The 20,862-nt window shown below is 71.4% G+C and carries 39 protein-coding genes; 33 read left to right on the top strand and 6 right to left on the bottom strand.

The genetic code is table 11. The features are described from left to right. The first annotated feature begins 117 nt into the window (after nucleotides 1–117). From OG246_RS15395 to OG246_RS15335, 13 genes are read left to right on the top strand one after another with little or no spacing between them, the layout of a single operon-like run. Nucleotides 118–747, top strand: a complete 630-nt coding sequence (locus OG246_RS15395) for a hypothetical protein (protein ID WP_266461655.1) — start codon at nucleotides 118–120, stop codon at nucleotides 745–747. A gap of 24 nt (nucleotides 748–771) precedes the next feature. After that, nucleotides 772–2,370: a hypothetical protein gene (locus tag OG246_RS15390; RefSeq protein WP_266461652.1), complete on the top strand. Its 1,599-nt coding sequence runs from the start codon at nucleotides 772–774 to the stop codon at nucleotides 2,368–2,370. Then, entirely contained in the window at nucleotides 2,370–2,735 is a 366-nt protein-coding gene (locus OG246_RS15385) for a hypothetical protein (protein ID WP_266461648.1), read from the top strand. Before OG246_RS15390 ends, OG246_RS15385 begins: the two co-directional genes overlap by 1 nt. Then, nucleotides 2,732–3,196, top strand: coding sequence for a helix-turn-helix domain-containing protein (locus tag OG246_RS15380; RefSeq protein ID WP_266461644.1), 465 nt, complete (start codon nucleotides 2,732–2,734; stop codon nucleotides 3,194–3,196). The genes OG246_RS15385 and OG246_RS15380 overlap by 4 nt, the downstream gene beginning before the upstream one ends. Continuing rightward, complete coding sequence (locus tag OG246_RS15375; RefSeq protein ID WP_266461641.1) at nucleotides 3,193–3,720, top strand: hypothetical protein; 528 nt, start codon at nucleotides 3,193–3,195, stop codon at nucleotides 3,718–3,720. The genes OG246_RS15380 and OG246_RS15375 overlap by 4 nt, the downstream gene beginning before the upstream one ends. Beyond that, the gene (locus OG246_RS15370) at nucleotides 3,717–3,953 is read left to right on the top strand and encodes a hypothetical protein (RefSeq protein WP_266461638.1); all 237 of its coding nucleotides are present in this window, start codon (nucleotides 3,717–3,719) and stop codon (nucleotides 3,951–3,953) included. The genes OG246_RS15375 and OG246_RS15370 overlap by 4 nt, the downstream gene beginning before the upstream one ends. After that, nucleotides 3,950–4,813, top strand: coding sequence for a hypothetical protein (locus tag OG246_RS15365; RefSeq protein WP_266461636.1), 864 nt, complete (start codon nucleotides 3,950–3,952; stop codon nucleotides 4,811–4,813). The genes OG246_RS15370 and OG246_RS15365 overlap by 4 nt, the downstream gene beginning before the upstream one ends. Continuing rightward, nucleotides 4,810–5,421, top strand: a complete 612-nt coding sequence (locus OG246_RS15360) for a hypothetical protein (protein ID WP_266461632.1) — start codon at nucleotides 4,810–4,812, stop codon at nucleotides 5,419–5,421. The genes OG246_RS15365 and OG246_RS15360 overlap by 4 nt, the downstream gene beginning before the upstream one ends. 9 nt (nucleotides 5,422–5,430) lie before the next feature. Continuing rightward, a complete protein-coding gene (locus tag OG246_RS15355) occupies nucleotides 5,431–5,754 on the top strand; it encodes a hypothetical protein (protein ID WP_266461629.1) in 324 nt (107 codons plus the stop codon). Then, nucleotides 5,751–6,701, top strand: coding sequence for a hypothetical protein (locus OG246_RS15350; RefSeq protein ID WP_266461626.1), 951 nt, complete (start codon nucleotides 5,751–5,753; stop codon nucleotides 6,699–6,701). Before OG246_RS15355 ends, OG246_RS15350 begins: the two co-directional genes overlap by 4 nt. A gap of 2 nt (nucleotides 6,702–6,703) precedes the next feature. Further along, nucleotides 6,704–7,129, top strand: coding sequence for a hypothetical protein (locus OG246_RS15345; RefSeq protein WP_266461623.1), 426 nt, complete (start codon nucleotides 6,704–6,706; stop codon nucleotides 7,127–7,129). A 53-nt stretch (nucleotides 7,130–7,182) separates the two neighbouring features. Next, nucleotides 7,183–7,626, top strand: a complete 444-nt coding sequence (locus OG246_RS15340) for a hypothetical protein (protein ID WP_266461619.1) — start codon at nucleotides 7,183–7,185, stop codon at nucleotides 7,624–7,626. After that, nucleotides 7,623–8,291: a hypothetical protein gene (locus tag OG246_RS15335; RefSeq protein ID WP_266461616.1), complete on the top strand. Its 669-nt coding sequence runs from the start codon at nucleotides 7,623–7,625 to the stop codon at nucleotides 8,289–8,291. Before OG246_RS15340 ends, OG246_RS15335 begins: the two co-directional genes overlap by 4 nt. A gap of 11 nt (nucleotides 8,292–8,302) precedes the next feature. Here OG246_RS15335 and OG246_RS15330 read toward each other — a convergent pair whose 3' ends face one another. The 4 genes from OG246_RS15330 to OG246_RS15315 form a co-directional block, all read right to left on the bottom strand. After that, on the bottom strand, nucleotides 8,303–8,551 hold the full coding sequence (locus OG246_RS15330) for a hypothetical protein (protein WP_266461613.1): 249 nt from the start codon (nucleotides 8,549–8,551) through the stop codon (nucleotides 8,303–8,305). Nucleotides 8,552–8,649: 98 nt separating this feature from the next. Then, on the bottom strand, nucleotides 8,650–9,057 hold the full coding sequence (locus OG246_RS15325) for a DUF6233 domain-containing protein (RefSeq protein ID WP_266461609.1): 408 nt from the start codon (nucleotides 9,055–9,057) through the stop codon (nucleotides 8,650–8,652). Nucleotides 9,058–9,119: 62 nt separating this feature from the next. Further along, nucleotides 9,120–9,356, bottom strand: a complete 237-nt coding sequence (locus OG246_RS15320) for a hypothetical protein (protein ID WP_266461606.1) — start codon at nucleotides 9,354–9,356, stop codon at nucleotides 9,120–9,122. 73 nt (nucleotides 9,357–9,429) lie between these two features. Then, a complete protein-coding gene (locus OG246_RS15315; protein WP_266461604.1) occupies nucleotides 9,430–9,705 on the bottom strand; it encodes a helix-turn-helix domain-containing protein in 276 nt (91 codons plus the stop codon). A gap of 181 nt (nucleotides 9,706–9,886) precedes the next feature. On the opposite strand from OG246_RS15315, the gene OG246_RS15310 reads away from it, so the two are divergent. The 10 genes from OG246_RS15310 to OG246_RS15265 all read left to right on the top strand — a co-directional run bounded on the left by OG246_RS15310 (nucleotide 9,887) and on the right by OG246_RS15265 (nucleotide 15,769). Continuing rightward, nucleotides 9,887–10,192, top strand: coding sequence for a hypothetical protein (locus OG246_RS15310; RefSeq protein WP_266461601.1), 306 nt, complete (start codon nucleotides 9,887–9,889; stop codon nucleotides 10,190–10,192). Next, entirely contained in the window at nucleotides 10,192–10,635 is a 444-nt protein-coding gene (locus OG246_RS15305; protein ID WP_266461598.1) for a hypothetical protein, read from the top strand. Before OG246_RS15310 ends, OG246_RS15305 begins: the two co-directional genes overlap by 1 nt. Next, nucleotides 10,632–10,850: a hypothetical protein gene (locus tag OG246_RS15300; RefSeq protein ID WP_266461595.1), complete on the top strand. Its 219-nt coding sequence runs from the start codon at nucleotides 10,632–10,634 to the stop codon at nucleotides 10,848–10,850. The genes OG246_RS15305 and OG246_RS15300 overlap by 4 nt, the downstream gene beginning before the upstream one ends. Further along, a complete protein-coding gene (locus OG246_RS15295) occupies nucleotides 10,850–11,257 on the top strand; it encodes a hypothetical protein (RefSeq protein ID WP_266461592.1) in 408 nt (135 codons plus the stop codon). The genes OG246_RS15300 and OG246_RS15295 overlap by 1 nt, the downstream gene beginning before the upstream one ends. A gap of 75 nt (nucleotides 11,258–11,332) precedes the next feature. Then, nucleotides 11,333–12,679 (top strand): hypothetical protein, encoded by a 1,347-nt coding sequence (locus OG246_RS15290; protein ID WP_266461589.1) that lies wholly within the window; start codon nucleotides 11,333–11,335, stop codon nucleotides 12,677–12,679. After that, nucleotides 12,679–12,852 carry a hypothetical protein gene (locus OG246_RS15285; RefSeq protein WP_266464389.1) on the top strand — a complete coding sequence of 58 codons (174 nt, stop codon included), beginning with the start codon at nucleotides 12,679–12,681 and terminating at the stop codon, nucleotides 12,850–12,852. Before OG246_RS15290 ends, OG246_RS15285 begins: the two co-directional genes overlap by 1 nt. Then, a complete protein-coding gene (locus OG246_RS15280; RefSeq protein ID WP_266461585.1) occupies nucleotides 12,849–13,166 on the top strand; it encodes a hypothetical protein in 318 nt (105 codons plus the stop codon). Before OG246_RS15285 ends, OG246_RS15280 begins: the two co-directional genes overlap by 4 nt. Nucleotides 13,167–13,268: 102 nt before the next feature. Beyond that, entirely contained in the window at nucleotides 13,269–13,427 is a 159-nt protein-coding gene (locus tag OG246_RS15275; RefSeq protein ID WP_266461581.1) for a hypothetical protein, read from the top strand. A gap of 11 nt (nucleotides 13,428–13,438) precedes the next feature. Continuing rightward, nucleotides 13,439–13,606, top strand: coding sequence for a DUF6257 family protein (locus OG246_RS15270; RefSeq protein WP_266461578.1), 168 nt, complete (start codon nucleotides 13,439–13,441; stop codon nucleotides 13,604–13,606). A gap of 87 nt (nucleotides 13,607–13,693) precedes the next feature. Continuing rightward, nucleotides 13,694–15,769: a cell division protein FtsK gene (locus tag OG246_RS15265; protein WP_266461575.1), complete on the top strand. Its 2,076-nt coding sequence runs from the start codon at nucleotides 13,694–13,696 to the stop codon at nucleotides 15,767–15,769. A 421-nt stretch (nucleotides 15,770–16,190) separates the two neighbouring features. On the opposite strand, the gene OG246_RS15255 is transcribed toward OG246_RS15265, so the two are convergent. Together OG246_RS15255 and OG246_RS15250 are read right to left on the bottom strand one after the other, a co-directional pair. After that, complete coding sequence (locus OG246_RS15255) at nucleotides 16,191–16,733, bottom strand: hypothetical protein (RefSeq protein ID WP_266461569.1); 543 nt, start codon at nucleotides 16,731–16,733, stop codon at nucleotides 16,191–16,193. A gap of 5 nt (nucleotides 16,734–16,738) precedes the next feature. Then, entirely contained in the window at nucleotides 16,739–16,969 is a 231-nt protein-coding gene (locus tag OG246_RS15250; RefSeq protein ID WP_266461566.1) for a hypothetical protein, read from the bottom strand. A 120-nt stretch (nucleotides 16,970–17,089) separates the two neighbouring features. Here OG246_RS15250 and OG246_RS15245 point away from each other — a divergent pair, with 120 nt between their 5' ends. The 10 genes from OG246_RS15245 (at nucleotide 17,090) to OG246_RS15200 (ending at nucleotide 20,710) form a co-directional block, all read left to right on the top strand. Then, on the top strand, nucleotides 17,090–17,344 hold the full coding sequence (locus OG246_RS15245; protein WP_266461564.1) for a hypothetical protein: 255 nt from the start codon (nucleotides 17,090–17,092) through the stop codon (nucleotides 17,342–17,344). A gap of 294 nt (nucleotides 17,345–17,638) precedes the next feature. Beyond that, complete coding sequence (locus tag OG246_RS15240; RefSeq protein WP_266461560.1) at nucleotides 17,639–18,043, top strand: hypothetical protein; 405 nt, start codon at nucleotides 17,639–17,641, stop codon at nucleotides 18,041–18,043. 5 nt (nucleotides 18,044–18,048) lie between these two features. Continuing rightward, nucleotides 18,049–18,339 (top strand): HNH endonuclease, encoded by a 291-nt coding sequence (locus tag OG246_RS15235; protein ID WP_266461557.1) that lies wholly within the window; start codon nucleotides 18,049–18,051, stop codon nucleotides 18,337–18,339. A 2-nt stretch (nucleotides 18,340–18,341) separates the two neighbouring features. Further along, the gene (locus tag OG246_RS15230; RefSeq protein ID WP_266461554.1) at nucleotides 18,342–18,770 is read left to right on the top strand and encodes a hypothetical protein; all 429 of its coding nucleotides are present in this window, start codon (nucleotides 18,342–18,344) and stop codon (nucleotides 18,768–18,770) included. 2 nt (nucleotides 18,771–18,772) lie between these two features. Beyond that, the gene (locus OG246_RS15225) at nucleotides 18,773–19,018 is read left to right on the top strand and encodes a hypothetical protein (protein WP_266461552.1); all 246 of its coding nucleotides are present in this window, start codon (nucleotides 18,773–18,775) and stop codon (nucleotides 19,016–19,018) included. A gap of 2 nt (nucleotides 19,019–19,020) precedes the next feature. Further along, on the top strand, nucleotides 19,021–19,356 hold the full coding sequence (locus OG246_RS15220; RefSeq protein WP_266461551.1) for a hypothetical protein: 336 nt from the start codon (nucleotides 19,021–19,023) through the stop codon (nucleotides 19,354–19,356). A gap of 3 nt (nucleotides 19,357–19,359) precedes the next feature. Next, the gene (locus OG246_RS15215; protein WP_266461549.1) at nucleotides 19,360–19,695 is read left to right on the top strand and encodes a hypothetical protein; all 336 of its coding nucleotides are present in this window, start codon (nucleotides 19,360–19,362) and stop codon (nucleotides 19,693–19,695) included. A gap of 6 nt (nucleotides 19,696–19,701) precedes the next feature. Next, complete coding sequence (locus OG246_RS15210) at nucleotides 19,702–19,902, top strand: hypothetical protein (RefSeq protein ID WP_266461547.1); 201 nt, start codon at nucleotides 19,702–19,704, stop codon at nucleotides 19,900–19,902. 2 nt (nucleotides 19,903–19,904) lie between these two features. Continuing rightward, on the top strand, nucleotides 19,905–20,252 hold the full coding sequence (locus OG246_RS15205; protein ID WP_266461545.1) for a DUF6221 family protein: 348 nt from the start codon (nucleotides 19,905–19,907) through the stop codon (nucleotides 20,250–20,252). 17 nt (nucleotides 20,253–20,269) lie between these two features. Beyond that, nucleotides 20,270–20,710: a hypothetical protein gene (locus OG246_RS15200; protein WP_266461543.1), complete on the top strand. Its 441-nt coding sequence runs from the start codon at nucleotides 20,270–20,272 to the stop codon at nucleotides 20,708–20,710. Nucleotides 20,711–20,862: the final 152 nt, after the last annotated feature.

Below are 20,862 nucleotides of genomic sequence, written 5' to 3'. Positions count from 1 at the left end.
CACCACCCTCCCGGCGGCCGCCACCCCGGGTCCCGCCCGCACTACCCCCGAGCGAGCAGGACCCGGCCCCGAACCAAACCCACCGGCACCACCCATCAATCCGCACCGGAGACATACGTGTCCATCAGGAACACCCAGGACCCGAGCGATATCCACGCCACGGCTCTCCTCGCCCTCGCCACGGGCGACACCAACACGATCGTCGAGGAGCAGGAGCGGGCCGGGCAGCGCCAGCTCGTCAACTCCGACCGGCTGCCCGTCGAGATCCAGTCCGGATGCGGAGACACCGCCGCGTTCGAGGCCCTCGGATTCACCTTCGGCGAACCCGACCGGCATGACCCCCTGTTCCGGCCGGCCACCCTGCCCGACGGGTGGAAACGGGAGGGCTCCGACCACGACATGTGGTCCTTCATCGTCGACGAGCTCGGCCGCCGCCGCGTCGCGGTCTTCTACAAGGCCGCCTTCTACGACCGCCGCGCCAGCATGCGCCTCAACGCCCTGTCGGTCTACGTCTTCGACTGTCGGCAGAAGGGCGTCGACGTCGTCACCGACGACACCTGGGCCACCCCGGCCGCAGTCGCCGAGGCAGCGTCCGCCATGGCGGATACCGCCCACAAGCAACTCGAAGAGTGGCAACGGATCGCCGACGACAGCGGACCCAGCTCGAGCACCGAGCGCTACATCGCCGAGTTCACGGCCGAGCGCGACGCCTACTTGGCGATCGCCGCCCACCACACCACTGCCTGACTCTCCCTCCGAAGGAACCCCCTGATGTCCGTCGTCGCGCACGCAGCCAGCCTGGCTGCCGAGCACCCCGAGCCGCACACCGCGGCTACCGGGGCGCTCCCGCGCGGCGGCGGACAGACGGTCCGTGTACCCCTGCGTCTGGTCGTAGGTGCTCAGTACTGCGATGCGGCCCTGAGTGTCTACGTCAAGACCGCAGCACTGTCACAGCGCGCCGAGGGCTGCACCGCCAAGGTGGCCGTGATCGCTGAGTACCTCGGCATGTCCAAGGCCGCCGTCGAACGCGGCCTTCGGCACCTCAGCCAGCCCGACATCATCGACGGCCTGGTCGAAGTCCCCACCGTCCGGCGCACACTGCGCGGCGGCCGCGGCCAGTCCGCGCACCGCATCACCCGCGAGCTCGCCGACGACGAGCTGTGGGTCCGCATCCCGGTCCGCGCGGCCGAGGCCCTCACGCCCCGGCTGCTGCGCCTGTACGCGCTCCTCGCCTACGCCACCGCCCGCCGCATCCCGGTGACCGCGGCCGAGCTCGGCGAGCAGCTGCACCACCACAGCGGCAAGCGCGCCGGCGAACACCTCAGCGAGCGCCACGCCCGCCGCCTGGTCGACGAGCTCGCAGACACCGGCTGGCTCACGGTGCACCGCCGCGAGGGCGAGCAGGGCCGCCACGCGTACGAGACGCACCGCCACCCGCTCCACTCCGTCCCCGCCCCGGCCGCCGCGGTGGCGGTCGACGAGCAACTCCCGCTGTGGGATGGCGAGTCACCGGTCATTAGTGACGGATCGGGTTCGGATCTTGGTGACGGATCCCTCGCGTCTAAGGAAGACCTGCAGACTGACCGACTTTCCTTGACGGAGCTGGGTGGGGGTATCCGCCGTAGGCGACCTGACCGTAAGTGGGCCGGGCGATCTGTGGATAACTCCGTGCCGGACACCTTCGGCCCGGGCAATCGCGTGCTGCGCACGGATCACGAGACCTCGTCATCGAGCGGCATCGCCGCCCGCCCGTACACCGGCCCCGCCCTGCAACTGTCCCCTCGAATCTGGCGCGTCCTCGAACCCGTACGCCACGAACTCCCGCCCCTGCGGACGTTCGTGCTGCGGCAGATCGCCCGCGCCATCGGCGCCCAGCTCGACACCGGCACCGACGAGGAACGCCTGACCGACCGGATCACCCGCCGCTACGCCCGCACCACCACCGTCCGAGACATGGGCCGCTGGCTCCTCGGCGCCGCCCTGCCCCGCCACGGCTGCGGCCTCGACTCGTGCGAGTCCGGCACCGTCTGGGACACCGGCGAGCCCTGCGAGACGTGCATGACCAACACCGCCGTCCGCCGCGCCCGCGCACAGCGGGAGGCCGAACTCACCCGCAGCGAGCAGCAGCTCGCCAGCGCACGCCGGCACCGCCTCGAGCAGGCCCGGGCCAAGGACGAGGAACGGCAGGCGGTACGGGCTGCGGTCCGCCCCGCCGCCGCTCCGTGCCCGGTCGCCTCCTGCCGGGCCCGGTCGGGCGAGCACTGCACCACACCGCGCGGCCGCCGACGCCACACCTCCCATGACGCACGTACCGATGCCGTCCCCACAGCGGCCGGCTATGCCGCCGCGAGCGGAGAGGACACCGCCTGATGCCCACTACCCCTCACCCCACCCGAGGCGTCACCACCTGCAACCGCTGCGGCGCCCAGATCCGCTGGGCCAGCGGCCCGAGGAAGGGCGAGCGCACTCCGATCAACGCGCTGCCGTCCCCGGTCGGCGGACTCGCCGCCCGCACCAACGGCCTCGGCGGCCTGCTCGTGCGCGAGTTCACCAGCGAGGAGCCGGACTGCGTGGACGCGCTCCTGGAATGGAGGGCTGTCCCCCACTTCTCCAGCTGCGCGCCGACCGCCGCACAGCCGCGGCCGGCAGCGCCGAGGTCCCGGCCCGCGCGGCGCAGGCCCATCGTGCAGCCGCCCCTGTGGGGGCAGTCCGGCGGACCGAGGACCAGCCGATGAACAACTACACGTCCCGCGAGGACGTACAGCGTGTGGCGGAGCGGCTGCGCGAGGGGGCGACGTACGAGGAGATCAGGCAAGAGGTCGGCGTGAGCCGGACCACGATCGGCCGCATCCGCCGGCGGCTGGACATCCCCAAGACCAAGCGGACCCGGCCGTGCAGGACGGTGGCGGAGTCCCTCGCCCTGTACGTGGAGCCATACGGCGACGGCCACGCCCGCTGGACCGGCACGATGGCCGGCGCCATGCCCGTCGTGTGGGGCGACGGGCGCAACCACAACGCCCGCCACGTCGCATTCCGTGCCCGCTACGGGCGCGAGCCCATCGGCTACGTCCTCACCTCCTGCGACGAGGCGGGCTGCCTCGCCGGAGACCACGTCACCGACGACCTGATCCGCGAGCGCACCGCAGACACGTACGAGGCGATCTTCGGTAACTCCCGTGCGGGGAGCGGCTCATGAGCGCGCCCACCGCAGAGAGCGTCCCGGACGAAGACCACCCCACCGGCACCGCATGGCGGACACCGCAGGTGCACCGCACCATGCCTGCCCTGCCGCCCCGCTATGAGCCCTGCGTCCCGGAGGAGCAGGCCCGGCACAGGGCCGCGCTCTGCGCAGGCATCGCCGGGTACGTCGTCGGCCGCCCCCTGTCCCGCCCAGCACACCAGGAGCAGCACGTCATGCCCATCCGTAAGCGCACCCAGCCCGTCTACTCCCTCGTCTGCAGCACCGATACCTGCGAGGCCGTCGCCAGCCACGACGACGGCATGCCCTGGTACTTCGAGTCGCGCGACGCTGCTGCCAGTTGGGCCCACGACCACGAGTGGGAAGGCCCCTGGATCCTCAACGACGGCGCACCCGCGTACTGCCCCGACTGCGCGCGCGAGCGGGCTGAGCAGAAGGCACGCGAAGAGTCGGACCAGGAGCACCACCAGGCCGAGATCAACGCGGCCATCACGTACGCGCTCGAGGGCGTGCAGCTGTGAGCGAGCCCGTCGAGTGCCAGCTGTGCCGCCAGCCCGTCCGGTCCGGCCTCGCCCGCCGGCGCCGGATCGGCGGCCGCTGCTGGCGCAAGCTCACCCGCGCCGAGCGCAATGCCGTCCGCCAGCTCCTCGCCCTCACCGCCATACCGAGCGCCGCCCGCGTACGCGCCGCCCTCAACCAGCCCGCCCCGGCCGGTGACGGCCAACTCCCCCTGGAAGAAACGGACATGGCATGACCGACACCGACGAGCCGATCCGCAAGAGCCTGCTCCCCTGCACGCCGCCCCCGGAGTGGGAGTTCCACAGCGTCTTCGGCGCACCGAGCGGCTGCATGCTGCTGCCCAGCGACGCAGGCCCCGTCGTCGTCCGCCGCCGCGTTAGCTATGGCGACTGGGAACCCGTCCGCCCCGACCACTGGGCAGAGGAGACGACGAGCGACGCCCACCCGGCCGCGCCTGCTGTGCCGTCTGCACCTGCCGACCGGGCCGCGCTGCGCGAGCAGATCGCCGAAACGATGGCGCGCGCCGACGGCTGGGAGTGGGCCGCCGCCAACTTCAGCAGCCTGTCGACGCCGACCTCGGACCGCTACCGCAAGCTCGCCGACGCGGTGTTGGCTGTCCTCCCCGCGGACGCTGGCCGGGCCACCGTGCTCGCCGAAGTGATCGCCCGCGTCGAAGCCATGCGGGGCTACCCGGGGTTCGTACTCCCCGAGGAGATCGTGGCCGAGCTGCGCCGTGTGGCCGACGAGGCGCAGCCCACGACCCGCAACCCGAGCGTCATCACCGACCGCGTCCTGTCCGAGGTCCTCGCCGAGCGCATCCGGCAGGACGGCGAGTGGGGCGAGCAGAACCACCCCGACGGCACCGGCGGTTACGAGGCCCGCAGGATCGCCGAGGACGCGCAGCGCAACTGCCAGGCAGCTGCCGAACGGGGCACCGTCACGTGGCTGCTCATCGCCGACGAGGAGCACTGCGAGGCGCTCGCCGAGTCGGACCCGGCGAAGCTGCGCGCCGAGCTGATCCAAGACGCGGCGGTGAAGGTCGCGTGGATCGAGGCCATCGACAGGCGCGCCGCGGTCGCCGAGGAGCCGACGTGATCGCCACCGCTGTCGGCGCTGCGTGCCCGCTCATGTTCGCCGCGGCCGCCGTCGTCATGCCCGTCCTCATCCACCGCAACAACCGGAGTACCCAGATGCCCGAGCAGCCCCAGCCCGACCATGTGACCGGCAAGTACGGCACCGTCACACGCGTACCCGCCGAGACACACGCCGACAACCCTGCCGCCCTCGACCAGTGGATCCTCACCGCCCCGGAATGGCACCCCATCTGGGACCAGTACGTGATCGGCCTCATCTCCCTCGCTGACCTCCCCAACACACCGCCTCCCTTCAGGCAGCGCCCGGGCGTCACCCACGAGCTGGTCGTGTTCGCCCTCAACCCCGAGCACGGCCCGCACGAAGCGGCCACCTTCAACAGCCGCAGCCTCGCCGAGGCGGTCCTGACCCCGGTCAACGTCGTCGAGCAGTTCACCTGCACCGACGACCAGGCACGGGACCTGGTCCGCCTGTGCGCGACGGCATGTGTGAACGGAGTCCTCACCCCGGAGACCGGCGACGCCCCCGACCGGTACCGCGCGGCCTGGCGCCAATCCATCCACCAGACCCTCAACCACCTCCTCGACCCGCACCACGGCCGAGCGAACTAGGGGACCCGGGTGACACACCGCCGCTACCAGTACGGCGCAGCCGCCGGCACCCTGCTCCTCGCCGTGGCCGCCACCGTGTGCGTCTACCGCGGGATGCACGTGGTCGCCGTCGTGTTCGGGGTCGGCGTCCTGGTCCTCCTCGAGGCTGCCGCTCGCGAGACACGCAGGCTTCGGCGGGCCCGGACCGAGTGCGATTGGGCCAGACGCAGGGCCCTCGGTGAGAACCCGGCACCGCTGAAACCGTGCTGCCTCCTCGGCGCCGCCTCACACGGCCAGGTCCACCGCAACTGCACCGACCCCACGAGAACCAGCCTCACGAGGGACACCCCATGAGCAGCACCTTCCACATCGCCTGCCTCTCCCACGACCCCGCTGTCGACGTCACCGATCTCGGCCACAACACGGCCGCGGAAGCTGAAGACAGCATCCGCGCCGGCATCAACGGACACGCGGACTGCGACCTGGTGATCGTCCGCTGGTCGGGTGCACCAGTCGAGTTCGGCTGCCCGGGCCACCGCTTCGATGACAAGGCGCGGCCACCGGCGCACTGGTGCCGCAGCCGCCACGCGCACACCGAGTGGATCGACGGCGTGTGGCTGCACGTCCTGGCCCACGCCCGTATGGCCAAAGCGCTGCCCGAGAAGGTCGCCAAGCGCTACGAACTGGGGTGCTGGACGGGGCAAAGGATCTGGCGGCTGCGCCATGAACTCGACCTCGAGCTGCCGCCGACGGACGACACGCCGACCGGGCTCCCAGCCGCTGAGGGGGTGGACGAGCCCAGCCCCTCAGCTGAGGAACTAGTCCACCCCGCCGAGGAGCAGCAGGCCAGCGCCCCACAGCGGGTGGACGACGCCCCACAGCCCTCGCCCTTTCGCCCCCTCTACCCGACCGCGAACCCGCTCGGCGAGTTCGCCGGCTACATCACCGCCGACGTCGTCCTCAGCCGGGAGGAGGCCGAGGCGATCCGTGCGGCACGCTTCACCGAGGGCACGCACCTCACCCGCGAGATGGTCGACGAGGCAGTCCGCCTCCACACCGAGTCCCTCGCCGCTGAAGAGGACACGCCCGCCCTGCCCGAGCAGCGTCTGCGCGCCGCCGACTTCACTGCCCGCCACTGGCACCAGGCGGCCATCGACCGGAAGGACATCCCGTCGGCGCACGCCATCGGCTGCATCCTGGCGGCGCTCAAAGGCGAGACGCGCCCCGACGAGCTCGGCCTGGACGACGCCGTCCACGACGAGTTCCGTGCTGCCCTCAAGGCCAGCGAGACGGGGGGCTGATCGTGGAGGCAGAGACCACGGAGTGGAAGGGCTGGACACCGATCTTCTACATCCTCGACGAGGCCCTCGAGCCGTGGGATGTCAGCTTCGGCCCGGGCGTCGCGGACATCAGGCTCGAGCACCAGCCCCCGGAGCCGTCCCCCTGGCCCTACCTGCTCAAGTACAGCTTCACCACGGAGTTCACGTCCAAGGTCCCGCTCTCCGACACCGGACGCACCGCAATGCACCCGCTCTTCGCGGAGCTCCTCGTCCGCCAGCTCCGCACGGTGCACCGCCTCGCACGCCAGCTCGGCATCCGCCCCAGGGAGGCGCAGCGCCAGTTCGACCAGGTCCAGCGCGTCCTCGAGGAGACCGGCATCGGCGACGGCTACGGGTGCCTCACCCTCAGCCAGCCCGTACGGCCGCCCGTCATCTGGAGGGCACGGTGAAGCCGCTCCCGCGAGCAGCCGCACTCCTCAGGGACGGCTATACGCCAGGCTCCGTGGCCGCCGCTGTCGCCGGCAACGATCCGGAACTCCTGCGCCAGGCCTGCTGCAACCAGGCGCGCACTCTGTACTTCGACAACCGCCGCGAGCTCCACGAGGGGTTCGCCCTCTTCGTCCAGGCGTACGAGGGTGACCGCCACGTCCGGCGTGTAGTGCGCGCCTACGGCGACGAGCGGATCGACTTCCACAACCACACGTCGATCCTCTTCCGCGTCGGCCCCGGCCAGGGCCGGCACTTCCATCTGCACCTGCACCACCACGTCTTCGACGGGTGGGAGCTGGAAGACGGCCAGGCCCTCGTCGTCGACGACCCCATATACGGGCTGACCTCCGCCGCCCCCACCCTCGCGGACCTCATCCGCGGCTACGGAGGCGGCCACATCGAGTGGCCCGACCACGACCCCGAACAGCACGACCAGCAGGAAAGGGGCGCACCATGATCTGCACCCTGTGCACCACGAACCACCTCAGATACGGCACCCTCTGCGCCGACTGCACCCTCACCACCCGCGAGCTCCTGCAGCGGCTGCCCCGCATGTGGGCCTCCCTCGAGGTCTGGCTCACCCCCGGCACGACCGGCACCGTCCAGTACGGCGGCCGCGTCCGCCCCGCCGAAGCACCCCTCCCCGTCAGCGCCGAGGTCCTAGACCTGCGCGCGGCCGGCGGGATCGCCGGCGTCCTCGAGGACTGGAGCGACGCCATACGCCAAGCCCGCCGTATGCAGCCCCGGCCACGCACCGGTGGCCTCGCGCACCGGGTCCGCGCCGCGGCCGCCGACCTGCTCGGCCAGATCCACTTCATCGCCCTGTGGGACCAAGGCCCCCAGCTCGGCCGCGAGCTCCAGCAACTCGTCCACCGCATCCAGGCCGCCGCCCAGCCCCCCGAGCCCCACAAGAAGGGCACGCTCCTGGGCACGTGCATCGCGGTAGACCAGTCCGGCATCGTGTGCGGCGCCGAGCTCTGGGCCCAACCCGGCCAACGCGTCAGCTGCAGCTGGTGCCTGTGCCCGTACCCGCCGGAGCGCTGGCTCGCCCTGCTGCACCACCAGCCCGGCAACGACCACGACGACAGTGCTGAGCCCATCGGGCAGGCGACCGCGGCCTGACCCGGCCGGACTCACCCAGCCCACCCGATCTCCCGGACTTCGACGGCCCCGGCATGCGGCATGTACTGGATCCAGCAGAGCGGCCCGAACGCCTCGCGGATCTCCTCAACGCTGCCGGGGTCCCGTACGTCCGGCCACGCCCACGGATCCGCCCGTACGACCTCGATGAGCGCGAGCACCTCGCGCCGCGCATCGTCGCTCGGCAACTGGGCCATGACCTCGACAGCGAGGTCCTCGAACACGGTGCCGTGCCTGTGCATAACGCCCCCCTTGTGATCAACAGGAGCGCCACGGTAGAGCGGATGCCGAGATCCCGCTCCGGCCTGTGGATAACTCAGAGGCCACCGGTGGACCGCCGTCAGGCGGACACTTCGTCAAGCCGTTCCTGAGGCTGGCAGAACTCGCACAGATGGAACGCTTCCGGATCATGGAGACTGGTCCGCAGCTCCGCCTCGGTGATCACGCGCGTCGGCCCGTTGGCCATCGGGCAGTCGTCGACATGCAGCGCCACATGCCGCAGGGGGCGCATCACCTGCTCCGCCATGAAGCCCTTCCCGTCACCGAGGCGGCGATCCCGCTTCCCGAGGCCGCGGTCCTCCCGCTGCCGGGTCCGCTGCTGCTGGCCGACGGCGGCGAGAGCACGCTGGACGGCGTCGCGCTGGAGCCGCAGGTAGGTGACCACGGTCTCTTCGTTCGCGAGCTGCTGCTCGAGGTGCGCCAAGATCACGCGCAGGCGCGCAGGATCCGGGGGCAGCATCTCGTTCATACGTTCGATTCTTACATCGGGCCCCCGCCCCGTCGAGCCGGGGGCCCGACAGTCAGCGGCGCCTACCCGGCCGGGTCCTCCTCCGCGTGCCGCACCGCCGCCTTCACTGCCTGCTCCACCTCGTACCGGTTCTGGTCGGTCGCGGTCGCATGCTCGGTGATCGCCGCTTGCACCGCCTCGGACGCCCGCCGCCAGGCACGCCACTGCTCCTCATACTCCGGCCCCATGAGACCCGCGAGCTTGGCGCGCTCGGTCTCGGCGGATCGCTCCAGCAGGATCAGGCGTTCGATGTCGGTCACGGGCACGGAGCTTAGGTCGGACAGCAGTGAGCCCCCACCTCGACCCGCGAGGCGAGGGCTCCCGTACGTCTAGCTACTCCTCGGCCTCGCCCTTCTTCGGCCGCACCGTCCCTGAACCCGTGTAGCCGCGGAACACGTCCTGCACCGTCGACAGCTTGATGCTCAGCCGGTCAGCGATCTGCCGGTAGGACAGCCCGTTCCCGCCGTCCCACAGCTCACGGATCAGCGCACTGCGCTCCTGCGACCACTCCCTGTTGCGCCTGATCTGCTCGGCCATGATCTGACTCTGAGCCCTGACCCGCTGCTCCCGGTCCGCGATCTCCTCGACCGCATCAAGAGCGTCCGACACGCGGCGCACCTCCTCTTCGCCCATCCCGGCCCTTTCATCCGGTGGGCCGCTTGCCCTGAGCGTAGGGGACCCCTACAGTCGGGAGCAAGCAGTCCGCACTGCTGATGCAAGACGGCCCCGGCAGGAGTTGCTGCTCCTGCCGGGGCCAGCCGGATCACCTGAGCCACCAGGAGAAACGACCGTGCCCGACCTTACCTACGCGCCACGACCCCTGGCAGCCCTCCCGGCCGCCGTCAGAGAGCCGTCGTACGCCGCGCAGATCCTGACCGTGACCGCCTGGGTCCTCGAGCAGGACCCCGCCCGCGCCGTCACCGAGACCGGCCTGCACCGCGCGCTACAGACGGCGGCCGCCACGATCGTCGGCACGCTGCCGGCCGTCGTCGCCGAGACCGCCACGCTCCGAGCCCGCGCCGAGCTCCCGCCGTACACCGGCACCAGCCGCGGCGAGTACGCCCTCCGTCTCCGCGCCGCAGCGAAGGGCATCTGATGAGCGACCGCCCCAGCTACCGCCTGTCCTCCGGTCAGACCGAGGACCTCGTCCGCCGCCTGCTCCTGGAGATGGCCGACCACCTCGAGACACACCGGCCCGACAGGATCCTCACCGCGACGGGACGCATCGCGCTCATCCAGGTCACCACCATGAGCCCGCCCCTCGGCACCGCCCTGCGCGCCAAGGCCCCAGAGATCGACGGACCCATCAGCCGCAGCGCGTACGCGGCCCAGCTCCGCGAGACCGCAGGCGGCCACGGAGGCCAGAGCAGCAGACAGCCGAGCACCCCGGAGGAAGTTGCCGAGCTGCACGGCCTCGCCGACCAGGACTACGACGGTGCGGCGCTCCAGCGCGAGAGCCACCGCGACGACGCCCACCCCGTCCCGTACACCACCGAGGCCCAGCCGGAGCCGGACGAGGACACGGAGGGGCAGCGATGAGCGGCAAGTACCCGTACCCCCACACGTACGACGACAACGGCATCCAGCGCCAAGCGATGATCCACCAGTCCAACACGGGTGACGAGCTGGTGTGGGACCCGCGCCGCCCAGGCGATCCCGAGCCCTGGGTGAACCTCGAACACGACAACGTCCGAGCAACCGACGACGAGGTCGACGACGACTTCGACCCGGACGAGGACAGGGACGGCTTCTGATGAGCCGCCTGCGCACCACCGCCCGCGTCGCCGGCGCCGGCCTGCTGATCGCCGCCCTGTCCAGTGCCGTGGCCGCCGGCACGTCGTGGCTGCTGCTCAACGACTCCTCGCTCAGCGACACGCGCGCCCCGGCGCGCACCACAGCACCGCCGACGAGTCCGGCCGCCAGCCCCACCCCGGACACGACCACCAGCACCGCACCGCAGGGGACCACATCCCCCTGGCCGCTCGGCTCGTGCGTCACCAGCTGGCAGCCGACCACGCCGAGCAGCTGCACAACACCCGGCGTGCTGCGGATCGTCGGCTCGCTCCACCGCACCCGCCGTGCCGAGCCGTGCGGAGACCTGCCGGAGACCACGACGGTCCGCCGCGTCGACAGCTACACCCTGTGCCTCTCCACCCTCTGACCACCTGACCGCCGTCCCCCGCGACCTTCCCCCCCCCAGCGCGGGGGACGGCCCCCGCTCCCGGAGGAGCCCCACGTGAACGCTGACCAGCTCACCCAGTGGTCGGTCGCCAACCCCTGGCCGGCCGCCATCGCAGCCATGGCCGTGCTCGTCATCGCGGCGGGCGCCCTGTGGGCCCTCGCACTCGCCGTACGCGGCACCACCCGGCCGCCGCTCGCCATCACAGCCGCAGCCATCGCCGCCGCCGGATGCACCGCCTACTCAGGGGACACCTCCTGGCGGTTCGCCGCCGACCACCTCGACATGAGCGACCCCACCGAACGCGCCGCCATGTTCGCCGCCGCCGAAGTCGCCCTCGTCGCCTGCGGCCTGATGGCCCGCCAAAGCCTCCGCGAGCGCGGCACACCTGGCGCGGCCGGGGTCCTCGTCTGGGTCATCACCCTCGTACAAATCATCCCCGCCTACGCCGAGTCCGGGATGATCGGCGGCACAGTCCGGGCGTTCATCGGACCCGTGCTCGCCGCCGTCATGTGGCACCTCGCCATGGGCCTCGAGCTCTGGCACGCCAAGCCCGGCGCCCTGTCCGCGTCCCTGCCCGCCGTCATCGCCCGCGAGCTCCGCGAACGCCTCCTGTCCCGCCTCGGCCTCGCGACCCGGGACCGTACCGCGGAACAGATCACCCGCGACCGCTGGACCACCCGCGCCGTCGAACACGCCGCCCGCCTCGCCGACCTCACACCCGGCGGCCGCGGCTACACCCGACGCGCCCGCCGCCTCTCCCACGCCATCGACCGCGCCCAGGTCGGCGCCCACCCCGCCCAGCGCCGCCAGCTGCTGCAACTGCTGTCCGCCCGCCTGCACTCGCGCGCACTCGCCACCCTCGACCTGCCCTCCCCCTGGGAGATGCGCGAGCCCGCCACACCCCCGCGCCCGGCCCCCGTCGTCGCCTATCGGGAGCTGCGTGAGATGCAGCCCGTCGACGCCGTCGTCGCCGTCGCGGGTGCGCACCCGGGCGCCGGCCCCGACGAGGTGCGCGCCCTCCTGGCCGACCACGGCGTCGTCGTCTCCGACACCCAGGTCCGCGTCGCCCTCCGCCTCAGCGCACCCGCGCAACCGCCCGCACTCAGCAGCGCATCCGCCGCAGCTCAGACCCTGTTCGGGGTCCACGCCCTGTGGGATCAAGTCGACACCGGCGAGCCGTGCGAGGACGAGGCGGATGCACCCGACCCGGATGCGGATGCGGACGAGCCCGACGCCGCGGCCGACCGCGCGCTGCTCCCCGACGCGCGCCGTGTCGACGACGACCACCGCACCCGCCATGGCCGCCCCGCCGGACTGCGCATCCTGCAGAAGCAGTTGCGCATCGGCCAGTCCCGCGCGCAGCGGATGCGCGCACTCCTCGACCAGAAGGACTCACCCTGATGCGTCTGATCTTCGGAGCCGTCCTCGGGCTTCTCATCGCCTACCCGGCGCTGCTGGCCCTCGTCCTGGCCGTGGTCGCCGCGCTCGTCTCGCAGCCCCCGGTCCTCGTGTTCGCCGCCGGTATCTGGCTGTGGCCGCGGATCACCCGCCGGGTACGGGCGTGGTCGCCGTGACCGAGCCCGTACAGCGGCAGCAGATCGGCTACGACCTCGCGGGCAACCCCATGTACGCCGCGCCCGTCCAGTACGCGCCGGCCCCGGCCCCGGTTGCTCAGGCGCCGTTGCAGCCGATCGTCGCCCGGCCGTGGGGTGCGTACCTGGCCGGCGGATGCCTCGCGCTCGTCGCCCTGGTCGTCGTCGGCTTCGTGGTCGTGGCCGTCCTGATCGGTCTGTCGATCGCGCTCGTCGTGCTCGCCATCGCCGTGGTCGCCCTCGTGATCTGCCTGCTCGTCCTGCGCGACATGTGGCGCACCTCCCGCAAGGGCTGACCTGCCCTTCCGCCCTCCGTCAACCACGGTCGTCACGGCCGAGGTTGCGGGGGCGCGGTGGGGCCGGCCAGCCCGGCAGGCCCGATCCGAAAGGACCCGACCATGCGCTACCGCTACGGCAACGGCACCGTCTCCGACGAGTTCGACCACCCCGACGACCACGTCCCTACCGTCGCAAGCACCGTCGAGACCGAGCCCGACGGCGACTACACCGTCACCTTCTCCATGACGGTCTCGACGCAGCCCGCCGACCCCAGCTAGGAGACCTGACCGTGGCCAAGGAACCGAAGCTCACCGCCTGGGAGAAGGCCCGCATCGTCGCCATCGAGGCGCACGGCATCAAGCGCGCCATCGCCGGCATCACCGACCAGCCGGACATCGACCGACGCATCAAGCGGATCAAGGACAGGGCCCGACGCCGGGCCACCGGCAGCAAGTAGCTACACCCCGGGGACGGCCTCAACCGCCAAGTCAACGGCCGTCCCCGGGCCCCGGACCGCCCAACAGAACGACCGGAGACCCACAGCATGACGGACACGCTCGCCCCACCCCAGACTGAGACCGCCGAGGCCCAGGCGCCCCCCGCGCCCGCCCCTGCTCCCGAACCGGTGGACAATCCCAAGCTCCCCGAGCCTGGCGTCACCACGGAGAAGCGCCGCCCGGTCATCGCCCCCTGGCTGCGGTCCCGCCGCGACCTGGCCGCCACCGTCGAACGCGCCGCGGGCCACGCCGGATACGCCACCGCCTACCACGGACTCCGCACGCCCTGGTACGGCATGCAGCTCACCCTCATGGCCCCGCGCGGCGCCGCCCGCGTCACCGCCTCGACGAACCGGTGGGTGTGGGACCGCGAAGCCGCCCCGCTCCGCGACCACGCCGTCCGCCAGGAGGACGCCGAGGAGTACATGCGCCTCGCCCGCCTGCGGGCCGGCCGCGTCCGCCTGCGCGGCTTCGTCACCGTCATCGCCGCGGTGTTCGGCCTCGGCTTCGCCCTGTGGCTGTACGTCATGGCCCCCGAGCTCCTGTACTTCTTCGCCGCCGGCGGCATCCTCACCCTCGGCTACTTCGGCCAGCAGCCCGACGCCCCCGTCATCGGCCCGGCCGTGATGCGCACCGAACTCCAGAAGCTCACCGGCCTGATCGTGCTGCGCGCCCTCGACTCGATCGGCAACCCGAAGATCTCGGCCGCGGTGAAGAAGGGCGGCGACATGAACGGCATGCGCTTCACCAGCGAGATCACCCGCGACGGCCCCGGCTACCGCGCCGACCTCGACCTGCCCTACGGCGTCGTCCCCGAGGACGTGATGGAGGAGCGCCAGGCCCTCGCCTCCGGCCTGCGCCGCAAGCTGGGCTGCGTGTGGCCCTCCGGCGACCCCGACGAGCACGAAGGCCGCCTGATCCTGTGGGTGGGCGACAAGCCCATGAACGAGACCACCAAGCCGCCGTGGCCGCTGCTGAAGGAGGGCGAGGTCGACCTGTTCAAGCCCGTCGTCTTCGGCAACGACCAGCGGATGCGGGACATCGCAGTCTGCCTCATGTTCGTCTCCGTCGTCATCGGCTCCGTCCCCCGCATGGGCAAGACGTTCCTCCTGCGGCTCCTGCTGCTCATCGCCGCCCTCGACCCCCGCGCATCGGTCCTCGGCTTCGACTTCAAGGGCACCGGCGACCTCGGCCCCCTCGAGCCCGTCTGCCACCGCTACCGGTCCGGTGAGGAAGACGAAGACCTCCTATACGTCCTGCACGCCATGCGGGAGCTGAAGGAGGAGCTGCGGCGGCGGGCGAAGGTGATCCGCAGCCTGCCCAAGTCCCGCTGCCCCGAGTCGAAGGTCACCCCCGCCCTCGCCAGCGACAAGAGCCTCGGACTCCACCCGATCGTCGTGGGCTTCGACGAGTGCCAGGTCCCCTTCGAGCACGAGAAGTACGGCGCCGAGCTGGAGTCCATCTGCACCGACATCGCCAAGCGCGGCCCGGCCCTCGGCATCATCGGCATCTTCGCCACCCAGCGCCCCGACGCCAAGAGCCTGCCGCCCGGCATCAGCGCGAACGCCATCCTGAGGTTCTGTCTGAAGGTCATGAGCCACACCGCGAACGACATGGTGCTTGGCACCGGCGCCTACAAGTCCGGCATCCGCGCCACCATGTTCAGCCGCTCCGACCGCGGCATCTGCTGGATGTCCGGCGAGGGCGACGACCCGCTCATCGCCGCGTCCGCGTTCGTGGATGGCCCGGCGGCCGAGCTGGTCGTGGCACGCGCCCGCCAGCTCCGCGAGGCCTACGGCAACATCACCGGGCACGCGATCGGCGAAGGCCCCAGCGAGAGCCGCGGCATGGACGTCCTCGGCGACATGCTGAAGACGTTCCGGCCGGACGAGGAGCAGCTGTGGTGCGAGCGGATCGCCGCCCGCCTCGCCGAGTCCTGGCCGGACGTCTACGGCGAGTGGACGACCGCCCGCGTCGCCCCGGCGCTGAAACCGTGGGGGGTCACCACGGCCGACGTGTGGGCCACCGACGACGACGGCAGGGGCACCACCAAGCGCGGCATCAAGCGCGCCGACGTCGCCGCCGCGCTCACCCGGCGTGACGCCGACCGGATCGCCGCATAGCCCACGGACGGCCACTAGGCCTAGCACCCCATGGTGCTAGGCCTAGCACCTCTGCTAGCACCACAACACGCCCCTGACCTGTTACCTAGCGCCTAGCAGCAGCGGCCCGGGAAACGGGAAACAGGCAGCCCAGACAGTAAGAGGACCCCCATGCTGACCGCTAGCGCCGCCCTCATCGCCGCCCTCGGCTGTTACGCAGTGCTATGCGCCGTGAAGCCGTTCGGCCCCTGCCGCAGGTGCCGCGGGACCGGCGGCATCCTGCGGTTCGGGAAGCCACGGACATGCCCCCGCTGCCGCGGACACAAGCTCCGGCTGCGCATCGGCCGACGAGTCCACAACGCCAGCCGACGCACCTACGACGCCGGCACTCGCTGACGCATCGCGAAGGCCCCGCCGCCCAGCATCCGGGCGGCGGGGCCTCTCATGCCTGGCTGCGCCTGTGTTCCTTGCGGCCCTTCCACCAGCGGGCCACCCGCCGGTGTACCTGCCACGGCTGCGGCAGGTACCAAAGGTCGTACTGGCACACGTCGGTGAACACCCGCTGCGCCTCCACCGCCCGCTCCGCGGCAGCGTCGAAGTCCTTCCGCTTCCGGCTGGGCAAGCCCTCGAGGAGCTCCGCGGCCGCCGTCATCGCATCCTCGCCCGCGCTGAGCGGCACAGGATTCGCCACCAGCCGCAACTCGAAGTAGGCGGCGAACAGTTCGGCGCGGCGCTCATGCGTCATCAGCGCGAGCTCGCGCATCCGGCGCGCGCCCATCAGCGGCCACGAGTGCTTGGCCTCCACGCGCAGCAACGCGGCGTACGAGACGGCCTCCATGGTCGCCGCCTGGAAACGGGCGTACACCTGCCGGCGCTCGTCGCGGCCGCCGAGCCGGGTGCCCGTGTTCGAGGTCAGCTTCTTCGCCACCACGCCGCTCACGACCTTCACGAGACCGGAGGCAGCGGCGGTGCTGGGCTCAACCACGCGCGTCAGCCGTAGTACTGGTCGGTGTACGCCGGGCCGCCTGGCTCGTCCTCGCAGCCCTGGTCCTGGTCGGGGCTCCCGCCGTGGCTGATCACGAACACGTAGCCCTGAGGCATCGAGCAGCCCTTGTCCGTCCAAGAGCCCGCCATCGCGGTCCAGACGATGAGGAGCAGCAGTACGGCAATGATCTTCTGCGTACGCGAGGGTCGCCAGCCTGTGGCGACGGTGTCTGACATGCGCGTGATTGTGGCGGGCGCACCGTATGCGCCGTGTGGGAGTGACGAGTTCGTGACCGAACGTATTCCACCCCGGCAGCCCCCAGCGCACCTCACCGCCTCTGCTGCACCATGGATCACATGCCCCAGCACGTGCCGCCCGGCCACCTCGACGCCGAACAGACCGCCACCCTCCTCGGCGTCACCCGCGGCAACCTCCGCATCCTCGTCCACCGAGGCCACCTCAAGCCCAGCGGCGGCACCGACCGGCACCCCCTCTACAAGATCGACGACGTCAAACGGCTGCACAACGAACGTGCCACCCGCTCCGGCCACCCAGGCAACCTCGAACACCCGTCCGCGAGTTCGCTTGACGCGCAGGTCAGCGCGGTGTAACGATCTCTGCGCACAACCATGTCCACAACACGGACACCACACACCGCACAGCGAAGGCCCCGGAGACCTGAACTCCGGGGCCTTCGCCGTGCCCAGACACCCGCCACCCAGCAGGCCGCTCAGCTGGGACACCAGCAGCCCGGCGGCGGGCCCAACAGTCCAGGAAGGCACTCCGGCCCTCCCGTACCTGGTGCACCCCGGAGCAGCTCCTGGTCGCGGTATCCGCAAGGACCGTGACGGCGCCCCAGGCCCAGCCCGGGGCGCCGATCAACCCCACCCCGCAGGAGCAACCCCATGCCCGAGCCCACGCACACGCACGCCGACTGGCAGGCCGAGCAGCACCGCACCGCCCAAGAGTCCGCTGTCGCATGGGCCTTCAAGGCCGAGGCTGCTGCCGACGACGCCCTACGCAGCGAGGCCTACGTCACGGAGCACGGGGCCAGCGACTACCTGCGCTCACGCGTGGCCGAGGAGCGCGTCAACACCCAGGAGCACCAGGCCCGTTCCACCACCGCCCGGCAGCTCGCCGAGATGTGGGCACGCGTCGCCGCCGCCCTCACACCCGGCCAGGCACCCGCCAACGGCGAGCCCGCGACGTACGACGTGCACCTCGACCTCGGCCCCGACGTCGCCGTGGGCCAGGAGATCAAGCACCAGATGGACAAGCTCCGGCAACGCCCCGACCCGGGATCGGCGTAGTCCGCGTGGCCGCCAACCCGCGCAACGGCCGCCCCTACCGCAGACTCTGCGTCAAGCAGCGCGCCCTCCTGCTCCCGTGCTGGCTGTGCGGCGGCGCCATCCGCTACGACATCACCGGCCGCCTCGCCGGACGCCACCGCGACGCCTTCACCCTCGACCACCTCGTCCCCCTCAGCCGCGGCGGCGACCTCCTCGACCCCGCCAACGCCCGCAGCGCACACCGCCGCTGCAACAGCAGGCGCGGCAACCGCACCACCGCCGTACGCCAGCCCGTACGCGCCTCACGGAGGTGGTGACTATGGCCCTGCCACTCCTGACGCTGTTCAGCAGCAGCCTGCTCTCCAAGTGGGGCTTCAACGACGGCAGCACGCCAGACGACTGGCTGGACTACTGCGAGGCCCGGCACATCGACCACACCAAGGTCGCCTTCCCGCTCGCCCCGCTGGTCCGCCGCCACCTGCTACCTGCCCTCGAACAGCAGGTCACCCTCGTCGACATGGAGTCCAGCCACAACCCGATCCGCGCCCTGACGGTCGACGGCCAGGACATGACCGAGGTGTGGCACGGCAGAGAGCCAGAGCCCACCCTCACCCCCGAGGCCGTTCACGTACCCATGGCCATCGTCCTGGACCTCGCCCTCACTGAAGCCAGCCTCACCGAAGCGCCCCACCACGCACCGCCATTGAGCACCATCAGCCCCGGCGAGCAGACCTCACGAGAGTGGTGACCATGGCCACACCCGATCAGGCCCACGCGGACCTCGTACGCCGCATCCGAGCCGCCCTACGGTCCAACCGCATCATCGTGCTCCGCTGGTACCGGCCCGAGGCGACAGGCCTCGAGCGCTGGCTCCGCAACGCACTCGACGACCCCAGCTCCGTCGCAGCCCGCGCACCCGGCCGCCTCGCCTGCCGCCTCCTGCGCCGCCACAACTGGACCTGCATCGGACACCGCACCCACCCCCGGAGCTGGTAGCCGTGAGCGCCACCGACCCCACCGCCATCGACGTACGCCTCACCGCCGACCTCACCGTCATCCGCCCCGGCGACACCCTCCTCGTACGCCTGAACACCCCCAGGATCAGCCAGGCCGAAGCGCACGCCATCAAGGAGCGTCTGCACACCCAGCTCCCCGACGTCACGGTGCTCCTGCTCACAGGCGTGGACGGCATCGACGTCTACCGCCCCACCCCCGAGTCCACCGTGCAGTGCTGGCACACCGAGGCCAGCTCACCCTGCGACGTCGACGCCTGCCGCCAGCCCGAACGCCTCGCGGCCGGCGACACCGGCACCGACCCCGCCACACAGGCGTAAGCCATGGGACGGCCCATCGCATACCCAGAGCACGACGGCCGCTCCTGGCGCTGTGACGGCTGCGGCTCCCACGGCCGAGCCTGCGGCGGCAACGACAGCGACGGCACCCGCAGGGCGGCCGAGACCATCGCCATCCACATCGACGACTGCACACCCGGACGCACCGACCGGCAGCGCATCATCGACGCGCTCCGAGACATCGCCCCACACCACCCGGTCACCCGCATCTGGGGACGCCTCGAGGGAGCCACACCCGAGCAGGCACAGGAGGGCAACGCCTGGGCCGCGGACGTCGAGGACATCGCCGACATCGTCCTCCGCGCCATCGGGAAGGCATGACGCACCGTGCTGTACGCCGTCAGCCAGCTCCTGCACCGCATCACCCGGCGCTGCCCGACCCACGACCGCGCGTCCTACTCGAAGACCCGGCGGCTGGAAGAGAGCCTCGGCATGCCACCGAGCCCACCACCCACCAGCTTCACAGACACGTACAGTGACCCCGACCTGATCGAGTGCGGCAACACCTGGTGCAGGACGCGGAGGTGACCATGGTGGAACTGACCGCATGGCTGTACGAACAGCTCGATGTCGACGCAGCCGAGATCGCCGTCGAGTACGGGGACAAGACCTGGCACGCCCGCAACTGCGATGCACTGCCCGACATCCTCTACCCGGACCGCGAGACCTACCCGTGCGACTGCGGCGTCCCTGCCCGCCTGCTCCGCGAGATCGAAGCGAAGCGCGGCGCGCTCGCTCACTACGAGCAAGTCCGGCAGCACACTCGACAGGGTGACGCGGCCTACGTGCTCGCCGAAGGCGCAGTGGCCAAGCAGATCCAGTTCATGGCCACGGGCTACGACCAACGGCCCGGCTACCGCGAGGACTGGCGGCCATGACCCGGAGGTGACGCGCCGTGCTGTACGTCATCACCGGCCCGCCGGCCGCAGGTAAGAGCAGCTGGATCCAGGCCCGCGCCTCAGCCCGCGACATCATCATCGACCTGGACCGCATCACCCTCGCCCTCACCGGCCCCGGCGCACCCCAGTGGAACCACGACCCGATCGCCAACCAGGTCGCACGCCGCGCCCGCTATGCCGCCATCGACGAGGCCGTCAAGCACCTGGACGAGGTCGACGTGTACCTCATCCACACCATGCCCAGCCCACAGGCGCGCACCAACTACCAGCGACTCGGTGCCGAGATCATCACCGTCGACCCAGGCGAGGCAGTCGTGCGCGAGCGCGTCAAGGCCATGCGATCGCCAGCGATGGACCGGGTCGTCAGCCGCTGGTACGGCAAGTACCGCAAGGGCGGATCACGCCCCATCACCGGCCAGGCCTCCCGCTCCTGGTGACCCGGCTCCATCACACAGTGCTACGCCTGCCGGTCACCGGGCCGCGGCACGGTCGCCGGCTGCGCGCGCTCGGTCCGAGCGGCTGGGGGAAGAGAGTGGGTCAAAACTCGGGACGGGAGCGGGCGACCCAAAAGCCCTTGTCGCTCCCGTCT

Source organism: Streptomyces sp. NBC_00620 (assembly GCF_026341825.1).
GTDB lineage: Bacteria > Actinomycetota > Actinomycetes > Streptomycetales > Streptomycetaceae > Streptomyces.
The sequence above is the reverse complement of the archived record's forward strand: the minus strand, read 5'-3'. Positions and strand labels throughout refer to the sequence as shown.

Bases quoted from the DNA above. Each gene is read 5' to 3' on its own strand.
- OG246_RS15390 (WP_266461652.1), top strand. From the start codon at position 772: ATGTCCGTCGTCGCGCACGCAGCCAGCCTGGCTGCCGAGCACCCCGAG.
- OG246_RS15385 (WP_266461648.1), top strand. From the start codon at position 2,370: ATGCCCACTACCCCTCACCCCACCCGAGGCGTCACCACCTGCAACCGC.
- OG246_RS15380 (WP_266461644.1), top strand. From the start codon at position 2,732: ATGAACAACTACACGTCCCGCGAGGACGTACAGCGTGTGGCGGAGCGG.
- OG246_RS15375 (WP_266461641.1), top strand. From the start codon at position 3,193: ATGAGCGCGCCCACCGCAGAGAGCGTCCCGGACGAAGACCACCCCACC.
- OG246_RS15365 (WP_266461636.1), top strand. From the start codon at position 3,950: ATGACCGACACCGACGAGCCGATCCGCAAGAGCCTGCTCCCCTGCACG.
- OG246_RS15350 (WP_266461626.1), top strand. From the start codon at position 5,751: ATGAGCAGCACCTTCCACATCGCCTGCCTCTCCCACGACCCCGCTGTC.
- OG246_RS15335 (WP_266461616.1), top strand. From the start codon at position 7,623: ATGATCTGCACCCTGTGCACCACGAACCACCTCAGATACGGCACCCTC.
- OG246_RS15330 (WP_266461613.1), bottom strand. From the start codon at position 8,551: ATGCACAGGCACGGCACCGTGTTCGAGGACCTCGCTGTCGAGGTCATG.
- OG246_RS15325 (WP_266461609.1), bottom strand. From the start codon at position 9,057: ATGAACGAGATGCTGCCCCCGGATCCTGCGCGCCTGCGCGTGATCTTG.
- OG246_RS15305 (WP_266461598.1), top strand. From the start codon at position 10,192: ATGAGCGACCGCCCCAGCTACCGCCTGTCCTCCGGTCAGACCGAGGAC.
- OG246_RS15300 (WP_266461595.1), top strand. From the start codon at position 10,632: ATGAGCGGCAAGTACCCGTACCCCCACACGTACGACGACAACGGCATC.
- OG246_RS15295 (WP_266461592.1), top strand. From the start codon at position 10,850: ATGAGCCGCCTGCGCACCACCGCCCGCGTCGCCGGCGCCGGCCTGCTG.
- OG246_RS15285 (WP_266464389.1), top strand. From the start codon at position 12,679: ATGCGTCTGATCTTCGGAGCCGTCCTCGGGCTTCTCATCGCCTACCCG.
- OG246_RS15275 (WP_266461581.1), top strand. From the start codon at position 13,269: ATGCGCTACCGCTACGGCAACGGCACCGTCTCCGACGAGTTCGACCAC.
- OG246_RS15265 (WP_266461575.1), top strand. From the start codon at position 13,694: ATGACGGACACGCTCGCCCCACCCCAGACTGAGACCGCCGAGGCCCAG.
- OG246_RS15250 (WP_266461566.1), bottom strand. From the start codon at position 16,969: ATGTCAGACACCGTCGCCACAGGCTGGCGACCCTCGCGTACGCAGAAG.
- OG246_RS15245 (WP_266461564.1), top strand. From the start codon at position 17,090: ATGCCCCAGCACGTGCCGCCCGGCCACCTCGACGCCGAACAGACCGCC.
- OG246_RS15240 (WP_266461560.1), top strand. From the start codon at position 17,639: ATGCCCGAGCCCACGCACACGCACGCCGACTGGCAGGCCGAGCAGCAC.
- OG246_RS15230 (WP_266461554.1), top strand. From the start codon at position 18,342: ATGGCCCTGCCACTCCTGACGCTGTTCAGCAGCAGCCTGCTCTCCAAG.
- OG246_RS15225 (WP_266461552.1), top strand. From the start codon at position 18,773: ATGGCCACACCCGATCAGGCCCACGCGGACCTCGTACGCCGCATCCGA.
- OG246_RS15215 (WP_266461549.1), top strand. From the start codon at position 19,360: ATGGGACGGCCCATCGCATACCCAGAGCACGACGGCCGCTCCTGGCGC.
- OG246_RS15205 (WP_266461545.1), top strand. From the start codon at position 19,905: ATGGTGGAACTGACCGCATGGCTGTACGAACAGCTCGATGTCGACGCA.